Annotated in this window: 23 protein-coding genes and 1 riboswitch; of the genes, 13 read left to right on the top strand and 10 right to left on the bottom strand. The window is 27.0% G+C overall.

The features are described from left to right. Positions 1 to 30 precede the first annotated feature (30 nt). The 3 genes from BUA62_RS01125 to BUA62_RS01115 are packed head-to-tail and all read right to left on the bottom strand — an operon-like array spanning position 31 to position 2,243. Positions 31 to 453 (bottom strand): Na+/H+ antiporter subunit E, encoded by a 423-nt coding sequence (locus BUA62_RS01125; RefSeq protein ID WP_072862551.1) that lies wholly within the window; start codon positions 451 to 453, stop codon positions 31 to 33. Further along, positions 450 to 1,421 (bottom strand): DHH family phosphoesterase, encoded by a 972-nt coding sequence (locus BUA62_RS01120; protein ID WP_084670640.1) that lies wholly within the window; start codon positions 1,419 to 1,421, stop codon positions 450 to 452. Before BUA62_RS01120 ends, BUA62_RS01125 begins: the two co-directional genes overlap by 4 nt. Positions 1,422 to 1,430: 9 nt before the next feature. Beyond that, the gene (locus tag BUA62_RS01115; protein WP_072862549.1) at positions 1,431 to 2,243 is read right to left on the bottom strand and encodes a purine-nucleoside phosphorylase; all 813 of its coding nucleotides are present in this window, start codon (positions 2,241 to 2,243) and stop codon (positions 1,431 to 1,433) included. A gap of 122 nt (positions 2,244 to 2,365) precedes the next feature. On the opposite strand from BUA62_RS01115, the gene BUA62_RS01110 reads away from it, so the two are divergent. Next, entirely contained in the window at positions 2,366 to 2,989 is a 624-nt protein-coding gene (locus BUA62_RS01110) for a cyclodeaminase/cyclohydrolase family protein (protein WP_072862547.1), read from the top strand. Between the two features lie 4 nt (positions 2,990 to 2,993). Next, positions 2,994 to 4,106, top strand: coding sequence for a tRNA guanosine(34) transglycosylase Tgt (gene tgt, locus BUA62_RS01105; protein ID WP_072862648.1), 1,113 nt, complete (start codon positions 2,994 to 2,996; stop codon positions 4,104 to 4,106). 40 nt (positions 4,107 to 4,146) lie between these two features. Here the strand turns inward: tgt and BUA62_RS01100 are convergent, their stop codons facing one another. Continuing rightward, positions 4,147 to 5,316 carry an ROK family transcriptional regulator gene (locus BUA62_RS01100; RefSeq protein WP_072862545.1) on the bottom strand — a complete coding sequence of 390 codons (1,170 nt, stop codon included), beginning with the start codon at positions 5,314 to 5,316 and terminating at the stop codon, positions 4,147 to 4,149. 314 nt (positions 5,317 to 5,630) lie between these two features. On the opposite strand from BUA62_RS01100, the gene BUA62_RS01095 reads away from it, so the two are divergent. Genes BUA62_RS01095 through BUA62_RS01070 form a run of 6 tightly spaced genes read left to right on the top strand, consistent with a single transcriptional unit; the run spans position 5,631 to position 14,722 of the window. Next, complete coding sequence (locus tag BUA62_RS01095) at positions 5,631 to 6,953, top strand: extracellular solute-binding protein (RefSeq protein WP_072862543.1); 1,323 nt, start codon at positions 5,631 to 5,633, stop codon at positions 6,951 to 6,953. Between the two features lie 60 nt (positions 6,954 to 7,013). Next, a complete protein-coding gene (locus tag BUA62_RS01090) occupies positions 7,014 to 7,895 on the top strand; it encodes a carbohydrate ABC transporter permease (protein ID WP_159429481.1) in 882 nt (293 codons plus the stop codon). Then, complete coding sequence (locus BUA62_RS01085) at positions 7,888 to 8,721, top strand: carbohydrate ABC transporter permease (protein ID WP_072862539.1); 834 nt, start codon at positions 7,888 to 7,890, stop codon at positions 8,719 to 8,721. Before BUA62_RS01090 ends, BUA62_RS01085 begins: the two co-directional genes overlap by 8 nt. A 27-nt stretch (positions 8,722 to 8,748) precedes the next feature. After that, positions 8,749 to 11,886 carry an alpha-mannosidase gene (locus BUA62_RS01080; protein WP_072862538.1) on the top strand — a complete coding sequence of 1,046 codons (3,138 nt, stop codon included), beginning with the start codon at positions 8,749 to 8,751 and terminating at the stop codon, positions 11,884 to 11,886. A 41-nt stretch (positions 11,887 to 11,927) separates the two neighbouring features. Further along, the gene (locus BUA62_RS01075; protein ID WP_072862537.1) at positions 11,928 to 13,508 is read left to right on the top strand and encodes a glycoside hydrolase family 130 protein; all 1,581 of its coding nucleotides are present in this window, start codon (positions 11,928 to 11,930) and stop codon (positions 13,506 to 13,508) included. Positions 13,509 to 13,561: 53 nt separating this feature from the next. Then, positions 13,562 to 14,722 carry a hypothetical protein gene (locus BUA62_RS01070; RefSeq protein WP_072862536.1) on the top strand — a complete coding sequence of 387 codons (1,161 nt, stop codon included), beginning with the start codon at positions 13,562 to 13,564 and terminating at the stop codon, positions 14,720 to 14,722. 29 nt (positions 14,723 to 14,751) lie between these two features. Here BUA62_RS01070 and BUA62_RS01065 read toward each other — a convergent pair whose 3' ends face one another. Together BUA62_RS01065 and BUA62_RS01060 are read right to left on the bottom strand one after the other, a co-directional pair. After that, positions 14,752 to 15,408 carry a hypothetical protein gene (locus BUA62_RS01065; protein ID WP_072862535.1) on the bottom strand — a complete coding sequence of 219 codons (657 nt, stop codon included), beginning with the start codon at positions 15,406 to 15,408 and terminating at the stop codon, positions 14,752 to 14,754. 63 nt (positions 15,409 to 15,471) lie between these two features. After that, positions 15,472 to 16,611 (bottom strand): MFS transporter, encoded by a 1,140-nt coding sequence (locus BUA62_RS01060; RefSeq protein WP_072862534.1) that lies wholly within the window; start codon positions 16,609 to 16,611, stop codon positions 15,472 to 15,474. Between the two features lie 152 nt (positions 16,612 to 16,763). On the opposite strand from BUA62_RS01060, the gene BUA62_RS01055 reads away from it, so the two are divergent. From BUA62_RS01055 to BUA62_RS01035, 5 genes are all read left to right on the top strand, one after another. Continuing rightward, positions 16,764 to 17,429: a hypothetical protein gene (locus tag BUA62_RS01055; protein ID WP_072862532.1), complete on the top strand. Its 666-nt coding sequence runs from the start codon at positions 16,764 to 16,766 to the stop codon at positions 17,427 to 17,429. A 78-nt stretch (positions 17,430 to 17,507) separates the two neighbouring features. Beyond that, positions 17,508 to 17,635, top strand: a riboswitch (FMN riboswitch). Positions 17,636 to 17,760: 125 nt separating this feature from the next. After that, positions 17,761 to 18,933 carry a bifunctional 3,4-dihydroxy-2-butanone-4-phosphate synthase/GTP cyclohydrolase II gene (locus BUA62_RS01050; protein WP_072862646.1) on the top strand — a complete coding sequence of 391 codons (1,173 nt, stop codon included), beginning with the start codon at positions 17,761 to 17,763 and terminating at the stop codon, positions 18,931 to 18,933. Positions 18,934 to 18,945: 12 nt separating this feature from the next. After that, positions 18,946 to 19,410: a 6,7-dimethyl-8-ribityllumazine synthase gene (gene ribH / locus BUA62_RS01045; protein WP_072862530.1), complete on the top strand. Its 465-nt coding sequence runs from the start codon at positions 18,946 to 18,948 to the stop codon at positions 19,408 to 19,410. A gap of 4 nt (positions 19,411 to 19,414) precedes the next feature. Continuing rightward, positions 19,415 to 20,476, top strand: coding sequence for a bifunctional diaminohydroxyphosphoribosylaminopyrimidine deaminase/5-amino-6-(5-phosphoribosylamino)uracil reductase RibD (gene ribD, locus BUA62_RS01040; RefSeq protein WP_072862528.1), 1,062 nt, complete (start codon positions 19,415 to 19,417; stop codon positions 20,474 to 20,476). Then, complete coding sequence (locus BUA62_RS01035) at positions 20,461 to 21,018, top strand: riboflavin synthase (protein WP_072862525.1); 558 nt, start codon at positions 20,461 to 20,463, stop codon at positions 21,016 to 21,018. The genes ribD and BUA62_RS01035 overlap by 16 nt, the downstream gene beginning before the upstream one ends. 14 nt (positions 21,019 to 21,032) lie before the next feature. Here BUA62_RS01035 and BUA62_RS01030 read toward each other — a convergent pair whose 3' ends face one another. Genes BUA62_RS01030 through BUA62_RS01015 form a run of 4 tightly spaced genes read right to left on the bottom strand, consistent with a single transcriptional unit; the run spans position 21,033 to position 24,877 of the window. Next, on the bottom strand, positions 21,033 to 21,917 hold the full coding sequence (locus tag BUA62_RS01030; protein WP_072862523.1) for a glycoside hydrolase family 130 protein: 885 nt from the start codon (positions 21,915 to 21,917) through the stop codon (positions 21,033 to 21,035). Between the two features lie 11 nt (positions 21,918 to 21,928). After that, positions 21,929 to 22,747 carry a carbohydrate ABC transporter permease gene (locus tag BUA62_RS01025; RefSeq protein WP_072862521.1) on the bottom strand — a complete coding sequence of 273 codons (819 nt, stop codon included), beginning with the start codon at positions 22,745 to 22,747 and terminating at the stop codon, positions 21,929 to 21,931. Beyond that, entirely contained in the window at positions 22,744 to 23,616 is an 873-nt protein-coding gene (locus BUA62_RS01020; protein ID WP_072862519.1) for a carbohydrate ABC transporter permease, read from the bottom strand. Before BUA62_RS01020 ends, BUA62_RS01025 begins: the two co-directional genes overlap by 4 nt. A 10-nt stretch (positions 23,617 to 23,626) precedes the next feature. Further along, on the bottom strand, positions 23,627 to 24,877 hold the full coding sequence (locus tag BUA62_RS01015; RefSeq protein WP_072862517.1) for an ABC transporter substrate-binding protein: 1,251 nt from the start codon (positions 24,875 to 24,877) through the stop codon (positions 23,627 to 23,629). Between the last annotated feature and the right edge of the window lie 2 nt (positions 24,878 to 24,879).

Raw genomic sequence — 24,879 nt, 5'->3', positions numbered from 1 at the left:
AAAGTATTAATATATTTAAAATTGTATAAATCAGAATAATTCACCTCGCCAAACATCATTAGAAGAATGAGCATCTTCAGGTGTCTTATCGAATTTGTGTATTATAAGATGATTTTTTTCTTCTAAAATAAACATAGTACCAGGAGTTAGTGTAATACAATTTGCAATAGCAGCTTTTTCTGCTTCTGTTTTGTTTTCAACGTCTATAGGAATCAAACCACAATAACTTTTTTTAAATAAATATTTTAATGATAGAAATGTCATCTTATACATAGGTAATATTCTACCTATAGCAGAAATAAATAATTCCACAAAACCAAAAATCTCAGATTTTAAAAAAAACTCTGAGATTTTCACAACTAAAATTGTAACAATTATTCCTATTAAAATTGTATAATCATTGATATCTCCAATAAATCCTAACCATAGAAACATAATAAATAAGTGTATCATTTATAACTCTCCATTAAAAGTTTTATAGTTTCTACCACATCTTTTTCCAGTTTTTTAAGATCAGATGTTTCTTTGCTAAAACCAGCGGCTCTTGGATGGCCACCTCCTCCGAAATGGACAGCAACTTTTGATACATCAAACCAATTTTTTGAACGCATACTTACGTGATAAACATTGGGTTCAGCTTCAGAAAAAGTAATAGCAACTTCTACACCTTTTATTGATCTTAACTCCCCAACAAATGATGGAGAATCTTTAGGTGGAATTTTATATTTTTTTAGCATATCCAAAGTTATATGAGAATAAGCAATGTTATCATCAAATCTCATTTCATCAAGGAAATCTTTATATAACATTAAATGCTCATATGGCTTATTTTCTAAAATCATATTACTGATAAACCCTATATCTCCCCCTTTATCAACAAGCCAGGCAACATCTTTAAATATTGTGGCATCGGTATTAGAATATTTAAAAAAGCCTGTGTCTGTTGCAATGCCCAATAAATTTACTGTTGACAAATCTTTATCATATTCAATTTCAAGCATTTTATTTAATCTTAAAACCATTTGAGCAGTTGCACCAAATTTATCAACCCAATTTATATTTCCGAAATATGTATTTGTTGCATGATGATCTATTACAACACTACGAGCAAATTTAAAATGATCATAAACTCTTCCAATTCTATCTGGGGATGAAGCATCAACAGAAATAATTAATTCTGCAGGAAATTCTTTTATGCAATCATAAGATTTTATCTTTTCTTTCACATAAGGGAATTCTTCCAAATATCCAGGTATTTCCCAATCAATAACACCTCTAACATTTTTCCCGAGTTTTTCTAATCCCATAGTTAAAGATAAAACTGAGCTTATATCATCACCATCAGGCATAATATGTCCTACTACTAAAATGTTTTTTACTTTATTTATTTCACCAATAATTGATTCTATTGTTCTAATCATTTTATCACCTCAATATGTTTTTATAGCAATTTTTACAACTTTAGCAAATTTATGTTTTATTCTTTCAGCGACCTCCATAACCTCTTTATGATTTAAAGGTTGAGGCAATATTCCAGCAGCCATATTAGTAACTGCTGAAAAGGAAACCGATTTTATTCCACAATGATTTGCAGCGATTATTTCAGGCATAGTCGACATTCCAACTAAATCACCTTCAAATCTTTCTAACATTCGAATTTCTGCAGGTGTTTCATATGCAGGTCCCATCATCCAGCAGTAAGTACCTTCTTCAATTTTTATCTTTTTTTCTTCTGCTTTTTCTTCAATTCTTTTTAACCATTTTTTGTCAATTGGGGTAACCATAGCAGGAAACCTTGGGCCTAATTCATCAGTATTTGGTCCAATTAAAGGGTTTTTTAATGCAAAGTTGATAAAATCTGTGTTTGCTACAATATCCCCAGGTTTTAATGTTCTATTAACTCCACCAGCAGCATTTGTTAGAATTAAACCTTCTACTCCCAGCTCTTTGAAAACATAAATTGGGAATATTAATTTTTTCAAATCATGTCCTTCATAAGCATGAAATCTTCCTTTTAGAGAGATAACAGGTTTTCCTTCTAACATTCCAATAACCATTTTTCCAGCATGTCCAACAACAGTAGATTGAGGAAAATGTGGAATATCTTTGTAATCGATCACAATAGGATCTTCTATTTCATCAGCTATATATCCAAGTCCCGAACCTAAAATAAGACCTAATAATGGTTTTATATCAGTCTTAGAACTAATATAATTAGCTGCCTCCCAGATTTTAGTGTACATATAGATTCCTCCTTTTATCTATAGCTTTTTATTATATTTTATCACAAAATCGCCCTGAATTTACTATTTAAAAAAATATCTGATATAATTAATTATATAGAAAAAATTAAGGAGGTGAAAAAATGATAAAGGAAAAAAAGATAATAGAATTTTCTAATGAGTTAGATTCAAAAACACCAACACCAGGTGGTGGCGCTGCAGCAGCAGTTTGTGGTTCTCTTGCCGCATCACTTGGGGGTATGGTTTCAAAATATTCAATTAATAAAAAAGGTTTAGAAGATTATGAAAAAGTTATAGAAGAAGCTTTGGAAAATTTTCTTGTTTGTAAAGAAAGATTATTAGAATTGGCTGATGAAGATGTTAAAGCTTATCAAAAATTCAAAGAAGCTTTAAAATCGAAGGATAAGAAGTTAATAGAAGAAGCTACAAAAAACAGTATTGAAACAGCATATAAAATTGCAAAGTGTGGATATGAAATACTTAATAATTCTTATATGATTGCAAAGTATGGTAATCAAAATCTATTATCTGATGCAATAATAACAGGTTATTATGCCTGGGCTACTATGCAATCAGGATTAACACTTGTAAAAGATAATTTGAATTATTTAAAAGATGATGATTATAAAGAATCTTTTAAAGAAGAAATTAAAGAATTTATTGTTGAAACAGATAATTTAATAAATAAAATTAGAAATTTAAGTGAAGAAAAAAATCATAATTACAGGAGGATATTTGATGTTTGATGACATACCTTTAAAATATGAATTATTGCATAAAGACAAAAATTCAAATGCTAGAAGAGGAAGAATATATACACAAAATGGAATAATTGAAACACCGGTTTTTATGCCCGTAGGTACAAATGGTACTGTAAAAGCATTAAAAAATACTGATTTAAAGGATATAGAAGCAGAAATTATTCTTGGAAATGCTTTTCATTTGTTTTTAAGACCTGGCTTAGAGGTTCTTAAAAATGTTGGTGGTCTTCACAATTTTATGAATTGGGAAAGACCAATATTAACAGATAGTGGAGGTTTTCAAGTATTTTCTTTGAGAGATAGAAAAATTTCTGATGAAGGGGTTTTATTCAGATCTCCGCTTGATGGATCAAAGATAATGATGACACCAGAACTTTCAATGGAAATTCAAATGACTATTGGTTCTAATATTGCAATGGCATTTGATGAATGTGTCGAAGCAGGAGCAGAAAGAAAATATGTTGAAGAATCTGTTGATAGAACTTTTGAATGGGCAAAAAGATCTTTTAAATCTCATGCAAAAAAAGATCAAGCATTATTTGGAATTGTTCAAGGAGGTTTTTTTGAAGATTTAAGAGATAGAAGTTTAAAACAAATTACATCAATTGATTTTGATGGTTTTGCGTTAGGTGGATTATCAGTGGGAGAACATTATGCAGAAACAGAAAGGATACTAAAACATTCTGGTCCTAAACTTCCTGAAAATAAACCGAGATATATAATGGGAATTGGAACACCTTTAATAATATTAATGTCAGTTGAAAATGGTATGGATATGTTTGATTGCGTCCTTCCAACAAGAATGGGAAGGCATGGTACAGCTATGACATGGGAAGGAAAAGTGAACTTAAAAGCTGGAAAATGGAAATATTCAACAGATCCAATTGATAATAAGTGTGATTGTTATGCTTGTCAAAATCATACACGAGGATATATTCATCATTTAATTAGAAAGGACGAAATATTAGGAAAGATTTTATTGAGTATACATAACTTGAGATTTTTAATTAATTTCGTGAAAGAAGTAAGAAAAGCAATAGAAGATGATAGGTTTATACAATTTAAAGAGGAATTTTTATCAAATCCAAACAATATTTATTAAACGCGAAGTCCTTTAAGGACTTCGCATATTTTAAGTATTTTTATTTTAATAGAGTTGATATTATTTCCATAAAAGCTCTTGTAGCTCCACCTAATGAAATTGACATGTTATAAATTCCGGATTTTTTTATTTCTGGCATAGGATGATCTTTAATTATATTTTTTGTTAGTTTTTCAATATCCTTTGAAAAATCGTCTTTTACGTTTATTAAATCTCCACCAATAATTATCAAATTTGGGTCTAATAGATAAATGATATTAGAAATAATTAAAGCAATATAATATTCAATTTCATTTAAAACTTTTAATGATATAGTATCTTTCCTTTTTACCCCATCGATAAAGTCAGATATCTTTATATCTCTTTCTTTTAATATTTTAGAATAAAAAGGACTTTTATGAGAATAATGACATATTAAATTTAATATAGATAATTCTCCCCCATACTTTTCAAAAGGTGTTGCTTTCTTATTTTCATTTAAAAATAAAAATTTACCAACCTTTCCAGCTAAACCATTTATACCTCTATAAATAGATTGATTTAATATTAATCCAGCACCAATTCCTTCAACCATTAATAAATAGACAAAAGAGTTGTAATTTCTTCCGATACCATACCAAAATTCTCCAAGAGCAGCAGCATTTGCGTCTTTTTCAATAAATGTAGGTATACCAAACCTTTTTTCAAATTCAAGTTTTAATCCATATTTTTTATTATCTAAAAAATATGGAACATTGTATATGACTCCTTCTTCTGGATCTACTGGTCCCGGTATTCCTATACCAATTGCACTAACGTTAATATTCTTTTTTTGAGCCCATGAAAGCAATGAAACAACAGAATTTTCAACATCTTTTAAAATATCTTCAATGGATTGTATTTGATAAAACTTATGTTTTAAATGTTTTAAAAGTTTTCCAGATAAATTGTAGATTCCTGCAGTAAAAGATTTCCGTTCAAATTCAATGCCTATAACATATAATGCATCTGAATTTACTTCTAATAAGATTTTCTTTCTTCCAACTCCTCCAGAAATCTTATCACTTTCTATAATAAGATTTTTCTTTTTTAATTCTGAAACAATATTGGAAACAGATGCACGTGTGAGATTAAGAATTTGAGCAAGATCACTTCTTGATATAGATTGTTTTCTAATTAGTGTGGAAAAAAGTTTAAATTTTGTTTCGGAGTTTGAATATATAAAGTTCATTTTTTCACCTCGATTATAGTATGAAGAAATTGAAATGCTTTTAAATTCATACTATATTATAACATAAAAAAATCAAAAGGTTTTTAATAAAATAATTTGTATTCGTTTTTTGATAATTTAAATTAATAATAAGAAGAAATTAATAATTTTATTTCTTAAATATATTTAATCAAATTTGATCTCTTTTTATAACCGCAAATGAGAAATAAATGATTTGACTTTTAAATCAAAAGGAGTTATAATAAATTGCAATTAGTTAATTAAATTAATTAATTAACTAATTGCCTAATATTTTTTAATAGGAGGGATTTTTCGTGAAAAAGATTGTATGTATATTTGTTTTTATTATGTCTTTATCTTTTTTTAATTTTTCATTTGCAAAAAATATTGTTGTAAGCGAAGATTTAGTTGGAAATCCTAAGGCTGAAATCACACTTACATGGGCAGCACTCCCACATTACTCATTATCAAACCCATATCAACAAAGAGCTGATTATTTATTTGAAGCTGCTGAAAGATTTGCTAAAAAAAATCCAGAAGTAAAAATATTACCAACTTTATTAACAGGTGATGTTGCAACACAGGTAATGAAGCTTCTTCAACAACAAAATCTTGGTAAAACCCCAGATATAGTACAAATTGATTCTTTTTATTTACCTGTGTTTAAAGATAAGTTGCAAAATTTAAATAAATACATAACCAGAACAGAATTTGATGACTTTTTGCCTTATGTAAAAAAGGGAATTGTAGATAAAGATGGAAATATAAAAGCAATATGGTTTACAACAGATGTAAGAGTTTTATTTTATAGAAAAGACTTAATAAAAACGCCGCCTACAACATGGGATGAATTAATCACTGTAGCTAAAAATATTTCTAAAAAATATAGAATGACAGGATTTTTATTTCCAGCAGGAAGAGGAGAAGGAACGTCTATATGTAATTTTCCATATTTTTGGGCTCAAGGTGGAAAACTTGTTGATGAAAAAGGAAGACCTGTATTTAATTTAGGGCCAAATAGAAAGTATATGATAAATGTATTAGATTTTATAAAAAGATTAGTTGATGAAGGAGTTTCTCCAAGAAGAGTTGTTAACATAAAAAGCGAATCTGATGTTAATGGTGATGTTATTGGAAACAATGTAGCGATGTTTATAGGTGGAAATTGGCAAATAAAACAATTATCAGAAGTTATGGGCGAAGAAGAATTTGCGAAAAAATGGGATATTGCTCCTTTGCCTCAATTTAAAAAAGGTATGAAAGCTACAAGTGTTGGTGGTTGGACATGGGGAATAACTACTGACGATCCAAAAAAACAAGCAGCTGCTATTAGATTTATAACAACTCTTTATTTTGGAAAAGAAGGTATGGCCGGTTGGACAAAAAATGCTGGATATCTTCCAACAAGAAAAAGTGTTTATAAGGAATTCAGTTATTACTCTGAAAATCCATGGATGGAAAAATTATTAAAAATTGCAGAGGATGGATATGTTAGACCAGGTTATCCAATATATCCAACAATCTCAACGGAATTTCAAGTAGCTATTGCCAATGTAATAGAAGGGAAACAATCTCCTGAAGAGGCTTTAAACAATGCGTGGGCAGAAGTTATGAAAAAATATAATGAAATAAAATAATAAAATTTAATACAAATGGCCCTTGAAAGTAAGGGCCATTTATATATGGGGGTGAAAATCTTGAAAAAAAGAAATTTTTATATATATATTACACCGCTTTTTTTGATTTTATCAGTGTTTTATTTAATTCCTATTTTGGATGTTTTTAAATATAGTTTTACAGACATTAGATTAGGTGAAAATCAATATTCTTTTACATTTTCTTCTTATTTTAGCGTTTTTTCAGATTTAAATTTTTGGATAATGTTAAAAACTACATTGTTATTTGTTTTTTTGAGCATTATTATTCAAATTTTTTTAGGTATTTTAATTGCAGCTTTAATCGATGAAGGAGAAAAAAGAAATTTAAAAGGAACATTAATTCTTAGAACTGTTGTATTAATAGCTTGGGTAATTCCTGGAGTAATAATTGGAATTATATGGAAGTTATTTTTAACAGAAGCGAATTATGGCATCTTTAATTATTATCTTATGTTAATTTTCGGGCATTCTTTTCCATTTCTTTCAAGCCAAAAGTTAGCGATTTATTCAATTATAGTTGCTAATGTATGGCGAGGAACAGCTTTTTCTATGATTATGCAATATGGCGGTATTAAACAAATACCTTATGAATTATATGAAGCAGCTGGTATAGATGGTGCATCAGGTATTAAAAAGTTTTTTTATATAACACTACCTCAATTAAAGCCTATGATTTTTATTAATACAGTTTTGGTTACAATTTATACATTTAATACATTTGATATGATAATGACCTTAACTGGCGGAGGCCCTGGAAGATCCACGGAAGTTATTTCATTAAATATTTATGATACGATTTTTGGGAAATTGAATCTTAGTAGAGGATCAGTTTTAGCAGTGATTTTATTTTTCATAAATTTAATTATATCCATATTTTATTATAAGATGGTAATTTCTAAAGGTGGTGTTGAAAATGATTAGAAATAAAAAAGGTGATATTTTAATATATATTGGATATTTTATAATTTTTTGTTTTTTTCTACTTCCATTATTATGGATTTTTTCGATTTCTTTAAGACCTTTAAGCGAAGTTTTTAGATATCCGCCAACATTAATACCAAGGAAAATAGATTTGAATAATTATACAAAAATATTAAGAGATAAAAATATTGTTTTTTACTTATATAATTCATTTAAAATAACAATATTTACAGTTTTAGGAACCTTGGTGGTTAGTATTCCTGGAGCTTTTGCTTTTTCAAGATATAGGTTTAAATTTAAAAAAGTAATTCTATTTTCAATATTACTTTTTCAAATGATATCTCCATTGATAATAGCTATTCCTTTATATAATTATTTTAATAAATTACAATTATTGGATACACATTTAGGTGTTATTTTAGTATATATTGCGATACAAATTCCATTTACAGTTTGGTTATTAAAAGGAACAATAGATAGTATTCCTGTAAGTATAGATGAAGCTGCAAAAATTGATGGATGCACTGATTGGCAATTGCTTTTTAAAATAATACTTCCACTTGTTACTCCAGGAATTTCAACAGCAGTAATTTTTAATGCAATATCAAGTTGGGGGCAATTTATTATACCTTTTATATTGTTGAGTACAAGAAAATTATTCCCAATATCGTTAGGTATATATAACTATCAAGCTGGTGGCGAGGCTATAACTATACACTTGACAGCAACAGCAAGTATTATAGCAACCCTTCCAACAGTAATATTATTTATTTTATTACAAAAATTTATTGTAAGCGCTTTAACAGCTGGTGCGGTTAAAGAATAAAAAAATTTGTACGAGGAGGTTTTTTGAGTGATATCAACAATATATGCGCATATTATTTCACACACACATTGGGATCGTGAATGGTTTTTAAATAGTGAATATACAAATGAATGGTTAATTCCTTTTCTTGATTCTCTGTTTGCTTTATTGGAAAAAGAAAAGACATATCGTTTTATTTTAGATGGTCAAACATTGATAATAGAAGATTATCTTCAACAATTAGCGGAGAAGAATATGGATGTTACTTCATACAAAGAAAAATTAAAAAAGTATGTACAACAAAAAAGATTATTTATAGGACCATATTATTTGCAACCAGATTGGCAGCTTACAAGCGGAGAAGCTTTAGTAAGAAATTTATTAATTGGGCATCAAATTTCAGAAGAATATGGAAATGTTATGAAAGTAGGATGGTTGTTAGATAATTTTGGTCAAATTTCTCAAGCGGTACAAATACATAAAAAATTTGATATTAAGGGTCTTTTTTTATGGCGTGGCATTGAGATGGAACCAACTGATATTAATTCCGAGTTTTTATGGGAAAGTCCGGATGGAAGTCAGATATTATCGGTTTATCTTTTAAGTAGTTACAGAAATGCTATGAGATTAGGCGAATACAAAGAAATTTTTAAAGAGAGAATCGAAAATGAAGTAAAAAAAATATATCCTTTTGCAACTACGCCGAATGTATTATTAATGAATGGATATGATCAGGAAATGAAACCAGATAATTTTTTTCCTGTATTAAGAAATACAGAATTTTCAAATATAAAAGTCAAACAAAGTACTCCTGAAGAGTATATAGAAGAAATTAAAAAATATTCTCCTAAATTAAAAGTATTAAAAGGAGCACTTTATAGTGGAAGATTTATTTCTGTATTTCCTGGTGTTCTTTCTTCGCGAATGTATCTAAAATTGTTAAATCATAGATGTCAAATTGAGTTAGAAAAGTACACAGAACCTTTCTCAACTATCAATTGGTTGTTTACTGGTATGTATGAAAAAGAAAAAATTGAAAATAGCTGGAAGATGTTATTGAAGAATCATCCGCATGATAGTATTTGTGGTGTTAGTATTGATGATGTTCATATAGATATGGAAAAAAGATTTGAACAATCGTACTCTTTATCAAAAGAAGTTTCTATGAATTCATTAAAACAAATAGTTTCGTATATCGATACATCTTTAGAAGAAGATCCTTATATTATTTTTAATAATATGCCTTATAAATTACAAAATAAAATTATTACTTTAAAAACAGATGAAAAAAACTTTTATATTTTGGATTCACATAATAATTATATACCCTTTCAAAAAGGAAAAGATGGCAAAATATTTATTTTGCTAAATGAAATTCCAGCAATGGGATACAAAACAATTTATCTCAAAAGAAAAGATAAAAATTCAAAGATAAAATATTTGAATTATGATAAAGTGGTCACGAAAAAGAATATAATAGAGAATAAATATTTGAAAGTTATTCTAAATTCTAATGGTACATTAGATTTAACAGATAAAATAAATAATTATACGTATAATAATTTATGTACTGTAATTGATGAGGCAGATGCTGGTGATGAATACAATTATTCTTATCCCGAAAAAGATGTAATTATTACAAATAATAAAAATAAAGCTAAGATAGAATTTATTGAAAAAGGCCCTCTTAAGGTTGTTGTTAAAATTAGTTTGAGTTTGCTTTTACCTGAATCATTAACAGAAGATAGAAAGACAAGAACTAAAATATTAAGGGAAATGCCAATTATTCATTGGGTTATTGTAGAATCAAATTCTCCTGTAATAAAGATTAAAACAGAAATAAAAAATACTGTTAAAGATCATCGTTTGAGAATTTTATTTCCTACAGAATTGAATTCAAAGCATTCTTTTGCCGGTTCTCAATTTGATATAATGAAAAGAAGCATTAAACAAAAAAAGTTTGATGATACTTTGATACCGGATAATGTAAAAAGAATAATCATTGGTGCTAGAGAAAATAAACCAATAACAACATTTAATCAACAATATTTTGTTGATATAAATGATGGAGAAAAGGGAATTTCTGTTTTAAATAAAGGTTTGACTGAATATGAAATTTTACCTGAAAAAAATACTATAGCGCTAACTCTTTTTAGAGCTGTAGGATGGTTAGCAAGAAATGATTTATTAACAAGAATAGGAGATGCAGGTCCGATAATATTTACACCAGATGCTCAATGTTTAAGAAAAATGGAATTTGAATATGCTATTTATCCTCATAAAGGTTCTCATGTTGATGGTATGTCATATTATAAAAGCCTTGAGTTCAACATAGAACCATTAATTGTCAAAACTGATAATCATATTGGAATATTAAAAGATGAAAATAATTTTTTTGAGTTAATATCTGAAAATAATTCATTACAGCTATCTTCTTTAAAAATTGCAGAAAAAAATGATGGAATAATTATTAGATTATTTAACACGCTTGATAAAAAAGTCTCTGGAAAAATTTCAACTATTTTTAAAATCAAAAATGCTTATATAACAAATTTATATGAAGATAATATTGGAAAAGTAGAAATTATCAGCAATAACGAGATTTCTTTTAAAGTAGAACCAAAAGAAATAGTAACTTTTAAATTAGATTTTGATATGAAGAATATTATAAAGAATAAAAATATGAATTCTTTTTATTTTAAAATAATTAATAGAGATTTTGAATTAAATATTGATAAAGATTTTCAATTATACGAAAGTGTGCCTTTAATATTAAAAGAAGATATAGAAAGCGAACAAAAAAGAATGAAGATTATAGAAAAAAAATTAGAAGAAGCTAAAAAATTAGCAAAAAAGCTTGAAAACAAATTAAGGAATATGAAGAATTCTGATAAATTTATAGAGATACAATATGAATATCATAAAATTAAAAATGAAATAATGTCTTATGAAAGGGCTTTTTTGGAAGCTAAAATATCTGTAATTTTATCTCAAAAAAAATATCTTGAAACATATAAAAGAAATACAGAAGATTTTCTTCATCTGATAAAAAAAATTAAATCAGAATTGAGAGAATTGGGATATTTACTAAATAACGCTAGAGTTAATAAACGTGTATATGAATATATTTATGAGTATTATTATCAAAAATATAAAAGCTCTAAAAATATTGGAAGCAAAGATTAGTTAAAAATTTGATAATTATCAGAATTGAAAGGTGGGAAATGGTGAATCAATTATATTTATCTAAATTTACTAATTTAATACCTAACTATAAAGATATTCATTTATTACCTAAAATAATAAAAAAGATGTTTTTTGATGAAAGATTAAGAAAAAAATTTGATATAATTTTAAAAGATGGAGTATTAATAGATCAGCATGCAGAATTAGGGAAAGATGTTGTAATAGAGTCCGGAGCAGCAGTTTTAGGTAACTCAAAGATTTTAAAAGGTAAGATAAAAAAAGGAGCTATAGTTATTGATTCAATAATTGGAAAGATTGATGCTAATCCAAATAGTTTGTTTTATTTAGTTGAACAATTAAATGATAAAAAAGTTTCAGCAAAAAAAGATGAAATGATTTTAGATTTAATTATTTTAAAAAATGAAATAATAAAAAAAGTAAGATTAGTTTTAAAAAAATGGGAAGATTTAAATAGTAAAAAATTTATTATAGATGGAGAAGAAATGCTTTTTGATGATATAATCTCATTATCAAAATTTAAAAGGGATTATATTAATGGTACTAGTTATGACTTTCGTAAAGTTTTATTTAATATACCCGTAAAAGATTTATTTGAAAAAAATAGTATTTTAAAAAGATATGAAAAAAATCCAATATTATCACCAATTCCAAAAAACGACTGGGAATCAAAATTGGTTTATAATCCAGCTGCACTTAGAATAGACGGCATACATTACATAGTTTATAGAGCTTTTGGAAATGATCATATTTCTAGATTTGGTTTAGCATGGAGCAAAAACGGTTTAGATATTGACGGGAGATTAGATTTTCCAATTTTCATTCCTACTACAGAATATGAAATACCAAAAAACGAAAAATTAAATGAAAGGAAACGTGAAAGAGGTGGTGTAGAAGATCCTCGTCTAACAATAATAAATAAAAAGATTTATATGACTTATACGGCCTATTCTGATAAAACTCAAATTGCATTAGCTTCTATTGATATAAAAGATTTTATTAATCTAAAAGATATTTCGAAAAACGAAATTAAAAACAAATGGACAAAACATGGACTTTTGTTTCCTAATACTTATGATAGAAATGCCGTCTTATTTCCAGAAAAGATAAATGGTAAACATGCATTATTACGCAGACCAATGATATCTAAAAAAAAAAATATTGCTATTAGTTATTCAAATAAAATTGAAGAAATATGGAATAATGATTTTGTGGATATTTTGAAAACTAGAAAAAACAAATGGGATTCAGAAAGAATAGGTGCGGGACAGATTTTGCGAACTGTACATGGATTATTATTGATTTATCACGGAGTTGGAATTAATAAAGGCAGAAGGAGTTATATGTTAGGTGTAGCTTTACTAAATCCAAACAATCCATCAGAAATCCTTTATCGTTCAAAGAAACCTATATTTTTACCAGAAGAAGATTATGAATTATATGGTTGGGCACCAAATGTTGTATTTACTAATGGAATAACTATGAAAAATAAAGATTCAAATGAAATAATAAAAGATAAAGATGAACTTTTATTTTATTATGACGGAGGTGATAAAGTAATCGGAGTTGCATCTGCAAAATTAATGGATATATTAAGTTCCTAATATTTATAACAGAAAACTAATATAACTAAAATTATATAGAAAGAGGGATATTTATGAAATTTGCTATCGTTATAAATACTTATATAAGAGTTAATGAAAATCTTGTAGATAACTTTGATCATCCAACACCATTAAATGAATTTGAACAAAAAAATACATTGTATAAAACAATAAAAAGCATTAATAATTTAAATATGGATGAAAATGATGAATTAAATGTTTATATTTTTTCAATAGCAGCACATGAAAATACTTCTCACGATGATGAAATCAAAGAAAAAACAGAAAAAATATTAAAAAAATTGAAATTTAAATATTATTTATATACAAATACAGACATAAAAAAGTACAGAGAAAAATACAACTCAAATTTCTTTTCAACAAAAGGATATTCTGAAATAAGGAATCTTGGTTTTATATTCCCTACTATGAATAATGAAGATATTATTATACAAATAGATGATGATGAATTATTAAGAAAAAATTATATTATAAAAGCTAAAGAAATTTTGACAAAAAATCCTGATAAATATTTGATCACTGCCCCATATGAAAAAAATGAAACAATAAGAATTTTAGGAAAAGATATTTTAAAAAGTTGGAGAAAAAATGAATCTATGGATAAAGATATTATTAGATTATCTAAAACTAATGATTTAAAAGAAGCTATATTTGGTTTTGGCGGTAATATGATAATACGAAAAGAATTTGCTCAAAAAATGTTTTACCCTTTAGAAATACCCCGTGGAGAAGATTTTGCATTATTATTAGCATCACGATTAATATATGAAAATGGAAATGAGTATGCAGGAATAAAGCCAAAAGATCCTATATTTAAAACATATTATTGCCCGGAAAAGGATATTACTATTATTCATGAACCACCATATGTTCCAAGTAAAGATTTTATTTTTTATGTTGAAAAAAATTTAAAAAGATTTATTTTAGAGTGGTTGATGATTAAGGGGCAAAATAAACTTAAATTTGAAGATTTGAAAAAATATTCGATATACCTATATGAAATGATAGGGTACGAAGATTTTAAGTCGAAAGTTAAAGAAATACTTTCGGAGTTAAAGTCTAAATATGATGTTACAATATTAGAAAAAGAAATTTTTGATTATTTTGATAAATATTCAAAGATAAATAGATTTGAAGAATACCAAAAAAAGCAAAAAGAATATATGAAATTTGTAGAATCTTTATGTTTTTAGTAATATATAATTTTTTGGAAAACAGCTTTTCATTCTATTATTTTTTTCCAAAATGATTCATCGTTAAATGTTATTTCCCATATATCTCCCTTTGCAAATCTAAGAGCGGGTTTGTTTTCTATTGTTATATAAACATCATAAAATTCAAATGGTAGAATTTCTATGTTTTTTTCTTCATGTTTTAAAAAAGAGCGTCTATTTATTCTGATTGGATTTCCTAATATATCAAGTCCCCAATATCTCATTTCAAAGCTTGTAATAATTTTTTGAGAAACATTTCTTAAAATGAAATGGATGATTTTTTCATCATCATTTTTAATTATTTTTGTGCCGATAATTCTTAAAGGTTCTTCATCATTATCATAAATTATTAAAGTCGCCTCATCACTTTTACCTAAAAATTCTCTATCAATATTTTTAGCAGTGACTTTTAGCTTATAAGTGTATCCTTTTTTTGTTCCAGAGATTAAAACACTTTTATATTCTGTTATAAAAACCAAATCTTGAGGAATTTCTAAATTTTTGAAATTAAGATAATATAATATTGAACCTTCGTATGAAATATCATAATCCCATGCGATTTTATTATTTTCATAAAAAGTATCGAAATTTTCAAATGTAATTTTTTCAGAAAAAGAAAATATAAATAGAAAAAAGATGAAAAAAAAGATTAAAATTTTATTCATAATATCACCTCCGCTTATATTATACTCTATTTTACAATAATTGCAAAAGGCGGAGTAATTCAATTAAGTTTTATTTAATCCGATATAGGTAATTAATGAATTTATTAAAAGAACAACAAATGAAATAATAAAAACGGTGTTATATGAGTACTTATAGGCGATATATCCAGCCAAAGCAGGTGTGAAAATTTTTGAAAAAAGATTTAAACCATTAAACAAACCTTCCCATCTTCCAAAATTAATGGGGGCATATTCTTGTTTTAAAGGCTCTTTGGCAGAGAACCAAAGAACAAATCCCGTACCTAAAATAACATGTGACAGATAAAAAGTAATCCATCCTTTGAATAAAAGAGCAAAATAAAAAAACGCCATTATAAAAGTTCCTAAAATTAATCTATTTTTGTTATCAAGTTTTATAAATTTTCTCCATACAAGTGAAGTTAAAATAGTAACAGAAAAAATTATTTCATAAATTATCATAATTTTTGAATCACCATTTAAAGTTTCTTTAATATAATAGGAGATTATTAAATAACTGCCGAAACCAAAATTTGCGAAAAATATTATTTGGTTTATTAAAACGGTTAAATATTTTCTTAAATTAGGTTTGTGGATTTCAATATGTTCTTTGTGAAGATCGCTTCCGCTTTTTACAAAAGGTAAAATTTTCAAAATAAAAAATGTATAAAATATATTTAAAATGAATACGGAAATAAAAACATTCCTGTAAAAACTTAATGAAGTGTTATTATAGTTAATAAAAAATAATAAAGGTAAAAATAAAATAACTTTAATCCCTTCTGAAATAATTAAGAGATATTTATAAAATCTTTCTCTTTGCTTGGGGGGAATAATAGCTCTTTCATACATGCTTAATAATGGGGAAAAAATTTCAAAACTCCCAATTAATATTTGTGCAAGTAAATATAAGAACGAATTAAAAGCATAAGCTAATACAATATTACCTAAAGCAAAAAGAGTTCTTCCTAAAGCAAGACCGTAATTTGGAGATTTTTTTTCAAAATAATGCCCAAGCAAAAAAGTTAAAATCGCTTGAACCCCATAAACTGTGGAGAATATTAAACCAGCATCATATATACTTAAACCTAATTTGTTTGCAAACATTGGAGAAATCAATATTGTTATAAAAGAATATGCTAATATAGAATTTGCAAAAAAATATTTTTTTAATTTTTTATCCATTTAATCACCTCTCATTATTTAGCTTTACGAATTATTATATATGAAAAAATTTTAAAAATCAATATTTATTAATTGAAATTTTTGTGATTTATGATATAATTTTAATATAAAATGTATAATTTAGACAATGAAATTTTGAAGGAGGGGATTATATGGATAATAATGTTGTATTATGGACTGGAGTAGGATTAGGAGTATTAGCTTTATTACTTGGAGGAATTTTTTTATATCACACTTTAACGTATCCTTTTAAACCGCTTGATATTGATGGTGTGAAAATTGCAGAAATTCCTAAAGAAGCAGTTATTGAGTTTAAAAAAGCAGGTAAAGGTTCTGAGTTAAAACAGCTTAAAAAAGAAGGATTTTTGTTGTATTTTGATGGAATAGCTGAGGGAGCTCCTGGTATGGGTTCAGTAATGTATAATCAAGCAGAACAAGATGCACGAGAACAATTATCAAGATATTTGAATTCTGTTGTGACTAATTTTCAACAAAGAGCTCAGGGAGTATTACAAAATACAACTACTGGAACAGACAATGATAAGGTAATATCTGTAACAAATAATGTATTTAAAAATGTTAGTTCGAATTTTGCTAAAACTATTCAAACTGGTGCTGAAGTTGTAGCTAAATATTATGTAATGAAAGCGGGAAGGATTGAATATCATTCTGTTTTAGTGTATAATCCTAAAACTGCATTTTCCTTATTACAACAACAATCTTATTTAATTGAACAATTAGGAGAACAGGGAAAAGAATTCTATGAAAATTTAAATAAAGTCTTAGAAGAAGCATTTAAAAATACACCAATAAAGTAAAATCAGATATGAATATATTAAGCAATCTCATATGAGGTTGCTTTTTTTTTGATAGTATGTTATAATAGCATAAAATTGAATATTCTCCGGGGCAGGGTGAAATTCCCGACCGGCGGTTAAAGCCCGCGAACCTTAATTGTTTAGTTGAGGTTGATCCGGTGTAATTCCGGAGCCGACAGTTAAAGTCTGGATGGGAGGAGAAATTAAAGGCTATATGATAATAGTTTTTATATTTTTTATGATTTTGTTATTTGCTATATTCATCATATACTTTTATTGGAATTATTGCCCTGGAGAAATCCAGGGCAATTTTATTATTAGGAGGGATATTATGAATATAAAAAATATTATCAAATCTTTTGAATTGAATAAACCAATAATTATTTGGGATGAAAAAAAAGAGGTCGAAGCAGACTTTGTTTTTCCAGCAGAAATGGTAAATGAAGAAATAATAAATTTTTTTGTTAAAAAAGGAAAAGGATTATTATGTTTAGCATCAGAGGAAGATTATCTATTAAGTCAAGGATTTTTTAAGCTTCCTACTAATAATCTTGATACGCTTAAAACGAATTATTTCATTACTGTTGATTATATTAGTACAAATACAGGTATATCTACAAAAGATAGAGCTATTACAATTAAAAAAATAGCGACGGGAAAAAATATATCAGAGTTTAAATATCCAGGACATATACAATTATTGGGTAGTATTGGTATTAATAATAGAAAAGGACATACTGAAACTTCTGTAGAATTAATGAAATTTTTGGGATATAAACCTTTTTCTGTTCTTATTGAGATATTAGATAAAAATGGTGATTCACATAATTATGAATATATAAAATCCATTTCATCTAAATATAATATACCATTGATTAATGTGGAAGAAATTTATGTTGAAGCAATAAAAAAACAATTATATGTAAAGCCTGTTGCAGAAGCAAAACTACCTACAAAGTATGGAAATTTTAAAATTATAGGCTTTGAAAACAATTTTGATAACAAAGAGCATTTTGCTATATATAAAGGAGATTTAAAGAAAGAACCTTTACATGTAAGAATACATTCTGAATGTGTGACAGGAGATGTTTTATCTTCAAAAAAATGTGATTGTGGTAGTCAATTACATTTAGCTATGCAAAAAATAAATAATATAGGTGATGGATTAATAATTTATTTAAGACAAGAAGGAAGAGATATAGGTATTACAAATAAAATAAGAGCTTATGAATTACAGGATAAAGGGTTAGACACAGTGGAAGCTAATTTAGAAATAGGTATGCCTATTGACAATAGAAATTATGCAATTGCAGCACAAATTTTAAAATCTTTAGATATAAAAAACATTATTTTAATGACTAATAATCCCGATAAAGTTTATCAATTGAAAAAATATGGGATAAATGTAATAAGAGAAGAGTTTCATAATGGAGAAATAACAAAGGAAAATAACTATTATTTAAAAATAAAAAAAACTAAAATGAATCACAAAATAAAATTATAGGAGGCTTTTTTAATGAAAGTTTATGAAGGTATTTTTGATGGAGAAAGTTTAAGGTTTGGTATAGTAGTTTCAAGGTTTAATTCTTTCTTTTCTGAAAAGTTATTAGAAGGAGCATTAGATGCTTTAAAAAGGCATAATGTTAGTGAAAAAAACATAGAAATTTTTAAAGTACCAGGAGCATTTGAAATTCCTTTTGTTGTAAAAAATATTATTAAAAAAGGGTATGATGGTGTTATTGCATTAGGTGTTGTAATAAGAGGGGAAACATATCATTTTGAGGTTGTTGCAAATGAAGTTTCAAAAGGAATAGCTCAAATAAATTTAGAAGCAGAAATTCCAATTACTTTTGGTATTGTTACAAGTGACAGTTTGGAACAAAGCATGGACAGATCTGGTGCTAAAGCAGGAAACAAAGGGTTTGAAGCTGCAATGGCAGCATTAGAAATGGCTAATTTAAATAAAATATTGAGAGAGTGATTGTATGAATCATGAATATTTTATGAATTTAGCTATAAAAGAAGCTAAAAAAGGAATAGGAAAAGTTAATCCAAATCCATTAGTGGGAGCTGTGATTGTAAAAGACGGTAAAATTATTTCCAAAGGTTATCATGAATTTTTTGGTGGTCGTCATGCGGAAATAATGGCAATAGATAATGCTAAAAAGAATAATAATGATATAAAAGGGGCTACGATGTATGTAACATTAGAACCATGTTCTCATTTTGGAAAAACACCGCCATGTGCATATAGATTAGTAAAAGAAGGATTTAAAGAAGTTTATATAGGAATGTTGGACCCTAATCCTTTAGTTAACGGAAATGGTATAAAAATATTAAGAAATAATGGAATAAAAGTTCAATATGGAATATTAGAAAAGCAAATAAAAGAATTAAATGAAATTTTTATTACTTATATAACTAAAAAGAGGCCATATATAGCATTAAAATTTGCTATGACCTTAGATGGCTTTATAGCCACAAAAAAATATGATTCAAAATGGATTTCTAATGAAAAATCCAGAAAATTTGTTCATAAACTTAGAAATTATTATTCATCAATATTAGTAGGTTCGAATACATTGATAAAAGACAACCCCAAACTAACTTGTAGATTGAAAAATGGTCGAAATCCTATAAGAATCATCCTTGATGAAAAAGGAGTATTTGAAAATAAAAAATTAAATATATTTGATGAAAAAGGCAGAAATATTATTTTCACAAAAAAAATTATAAAAGATTCTATAAAAAACACAGAAATAATTAATGAAATTAATATAAAAGAGATTATAAAAATTTTATATCAAAAAAATATAGATAGTATTTTAGTTGAAGGTGGAGCAACTGTTTTATCATCTTTTTTAAAATTAAATCTAGTAGACAAAATGCATGTGTTTTATTCTCCTAAAATTATTGTAAATGGAGTTTCTCCATTTAGAAATATAACAATAAATAGTATTAGAGAATCTATTAAATTTAAATGTAAAAAAGTTAAAAGTATAGATGATAATGTATATTGGGAGTTGGAAGCATGTTTACGGGAATAGTTCAGAAAGTTGAAAAAATTTACTTTAAAAATAAAAAAATAATTATAGAAAATATCTTTAAAGATATAAAAATAGGTGAAAGTATTGCAATAAATGGTGTGTGTTTAACTGTAGAAAAAATAGAAAATAATAAGTTGTTTTTTTCTGTCGGAGAAGAAACAATAAGTAAAACTAATTTAAGATATTATAACAATAAAATGGTGAATATCGAAAGAGCTTTACGATTATCAGATTTTCTTGGAGGACATATTGTTTTAGGACATGTTGATGGAATGATAAAATTTTTGAGATTATATAAATTTTCAAACACATATTGGATGAAATTTCAAATTCCAAAAGAAAAATGGGCTATTGTAGAAAAAGCATCAATTACTTTAAATGGAATTAGCTTAACCATTGCTAAAAAAGATTTAAACTCTTTTGATATTCAAGTTATTGAACATACGTTTAAAAACACCAATCTTCGATATTTAAAAATTAACGACCTTGTTAATTATGAAGTTGATGTAATTGCACGATATACTAAAAATATAATAGGATAGGGAATTTCCCTATCCTATTCTTTAATCCATTTATAAACTTCTTCTTTTGTTATAGTGGCTAAAGCAATATAATTGTCCGCAGCTCCGTAATAAATATAATATTGATCTTTATATTCCACCATTGCATCGGAAAAGACAACCATAGGAACACCACCAAATTTTTCCCAAGGTTCTTCTGGTTCTAATATAGGTTTTTCTGTTCTTTTTAAAACCTTTCTTGGGTCATTTAAATCTAATAACATGAATCCCAATCTATATATAAGTCTTGGTGCTTTTTGAACTCCATGATAAAGTAATAACCATCCAAATTCTGTTTTTAATGGAGGGCCTGCAATGCCTATTTTTAAATTATCCCAGTAGCCTTCTCTTGGTTTTGCTATACTTACATAATTATCCCAATGAATTAGATCATCAGAAAATGCTAGCCAAATATCGGGTTCTAATCTATGAAACATAACATATTTTCCATTAATTTTTTCTGGTAAAATAGCTGCATCTTTATTAGGAGATTCTGGCAAAACAATTCCATGTCTTTCCCAATTAAAGAAATTTGTTGTTGATGCTAAAGCAACACTTATATTAGTGGGGGAATATGCTGTATAACACATATAATATTTTCCATTAATATGGGTTAATCTTGGATCTTCAACACCATACATTTCACTAATATCATCAGGTTCAAATACAGGTTTTTCCAGTCTGTTAAAATGAATGCCATCTGTACTAACAGCATATCCTATTCTTGATACCATATCTTCACCTTGAGCTCTGTAAAGCATATGAAACAATTCTCCATCATACACTACTGCAGGATTAAATACAAATCTTGATTCCCATAGGTGATGTGGGTTTGGTGAAAACAAAGGATTTAAAGGATGCCTTTTTAATTTTAATTTCAAAAAGTAACACCTCACTTTAATGTTATTGAAATTCCTTGTAAGAAATATTTTCTAAATATCAAAAATAAAATAACCATAGGAATTGTTTGTATAACTGAACCTGCTAATATAGGTCCAATTCGAGCGCCATACTCATGATTAAAACTAGCTAATAATACAGATAATGGCATTTTGTTATAATCTTTCATTACAATTAATGGCCACATAAAATTATCCCATGTTCCTATAAATGTAAATAATGAAACAAATGAAACAGCAGATTTATTTAGAGGAACCATAACTTTAAAAATTATCCATAAATCACTAGCACCATCCATTTTAGCAGCTTCTATAAAATCATTTGGGGTACTTCTATAACTTTGAGTAATCATAAAAATCCCCCATGCACTCATTAAGAAAGGTATAATTAAAGCTGAATAAGTGTTTATCATACCAAGATTTCGCATTAAAATATAAAGAGGAATAGTGAACATAAAACTTGGGAAAACCATTTGAAAAATCAAAAAATTAAAAATTTTCTCTCTTCCTTTAAATTGAATTTTAGCTAAAGCATATGAAATTATGATTGATGTTAATACGACTAAGATTGTGACAGAACTAGAAACAAATAAACTATTAAAAAAAGCTTTAATAAAAGGTCTGTCCATTCGTTCAGAACTTTTTAGTATAAATCTAAAATGTTCTAAAGTAAAATGGGTGGGCCAAAATCTTGTATATATTTCAGATGATGGTTTAAAAGATGACATAAAAAGCCATGTGTAAGGATATAACCACAGCAATGATAAACCAAACATTATTATATGAAATATAATAGAATTTATTTTTTTCATACAAATTCCACTTCTCTTTCAAATATTTTTCGAGTAATCCATATTATACTAAAACTAGCTGTAGCTATAAAAATAGTCATAGTAGCAGCATACGTTGGATCCATTTTTTGAAAAGCGGATATATACATTACCATCATAGGCATTAAAGTGCTTCTCATTGGACCTCCTCCTGTAATCATATAAGGTTCGGTAAAAATTCCAAAAGAAAGAGAAATTGCAAAAACTAAAACCATAATTATAGAAGGATTTAATAATGGTAATGTTATTTTGAAAAATTTTACATATTTATTAGCACCATCTAATTCTGCGGCTTCATATATACTTTTTGGGATACTTACTATACCAGCATATATTATTAATCCATAATATCCTATAAATTTCCAAACAACCATCAAGGAAATTGAAAACATTGCTAATTGTGGGCTTGTAAACCATGGAATTGTTATTCCAAATAAATTATATATAAATTGATTCAAAGGTCCATTTTCTGAAAATATTTTTGAAAAAACTATTGAATAAGCAACACCAGATGATATATTTGCAATTAAAAAGGATAAAGCTACAAATGTTTTTCCATATTTTAATTTATTCAATGCTATTGCAAATAAAAACGAAAAAAATAGTACCATTGGAATATAATATGCCATGAAATTTATTACATTAAAGAAAGCTTTCCAAAAAATTGGATCATATAATACTCTTAAAAAATTTCTAAAGCCAGAAAATTTTGGAGATCCAACATATCTCCATCTTGAAAAAGCCAATATTATCAACCAAAAGAACGGATAAATCCAAAAAATAGCAGAATAAATTAAATACGTAGAGGAGATAAGGAAACCCTTTCGGGCTTCCTTTTTTCTTAAATTCATACTCATATGATCACCATAATAGCCTATTTATATTCTTTACTGCATTTTTTATAGCTCTTTCTGCATTGGTTTTTCCATATATAATAGGTTCAAGTAAACTAACTCCCATTTCGTCTTGAACTTCAACAGTTTTAGAAGTTAATGCAGGTGGAACAGCATAACCAACATATTCAGCATACTTTGCAACTAAAGGATTTTTTTCAAAGAACTTAGCAAATAAATCATTTGTAAGTAAATCTTCTCTTGCCGGGGGTTGTTTTGTTAATTCTATCCATAGTTTATCATATTCAGAATGTGAAAAGACCCATTTTACAAATTCCCAGGCTTCCTTTTGATGTTTTGAACTTTTGAATATAACTAACCCTTTGGTATCAGCAAATGTATGAATAGATTTATCTTTTGGATAATTATCAGGTACTAATGGAGGAGTGATAATTATATCTTTTATAATATCTGGATAGTGTATTTGAGCATATGATAATGTCCAAGGGCCTTTTAGACCACCAGCAACTGAACCGGTGAAGAAAGGATCTTTACCTAAGTCTACAGCAGACCAACGATTTTTGAACATTGTTTCAAAGAATTTTGCTACGTCTAAACCCGCATCATTATCAAAAATAGCTTTATTATTTTTCGTATCAATATAGGGCTTTCCATCACTAGCGGCATAATAATAACTAATATAGTCGAACCATCTATCCCACCAGTTTTTTCCAGCATATAATTTCATCGCATATTTTTTATTAGGGATAGAGAATTGTTTTGCAAATTCATAGACGTCTGAGTATGTTCTAGGTGGTATTTTCCAACCATATTTTTCTAATATGTCTTTTCTCCACCATACAAGTATAGGATTAGTGTATATTGGAAAAACATATGATTTTCCATTGAATTCCCAACCTTTTATAATATTTTCCATGTTTCTTTTCTTTAATAATCCATCAAAACCAGGTAACTTACTTAAATCAACTAACTGGTCAAGTTCTATTAATTGTGCGGCAAATCCTGAAAAAATATTTGTACATATATCTGGTGCTTCACCTGCAGCAATTGCATTTAAAATAGCTTCTTCGGAACTACCAACTGCTGGAATTGTTGTCCATTCAATATCAATATCTGGATATAATTGTTCATATTCAGCAACAACTTGTTTCCAAAATGTTTCAACATCAGGATTAGGAGCTGTCCAAAATACTATTTTTATTTTAGCAAATGAAAATGTTAACAATAAAACAAATAAAATAAGAAATACTTTTTTCATTT

The organism is Marinitoga hydrogenitolerans DSM 16785 (assembly GCF_900129175.1).
Lineage (GTDB): Bacteria > Thermotogota > Thermotogae > Petrotogales > Petrotogaceae > Marinitoga > Marinitoga hydrogenitolerans.
Note: the sequence above shows the minus strand (reverse complement) of the source record. Positions and strands in the feature narration are given on the sequence as shown.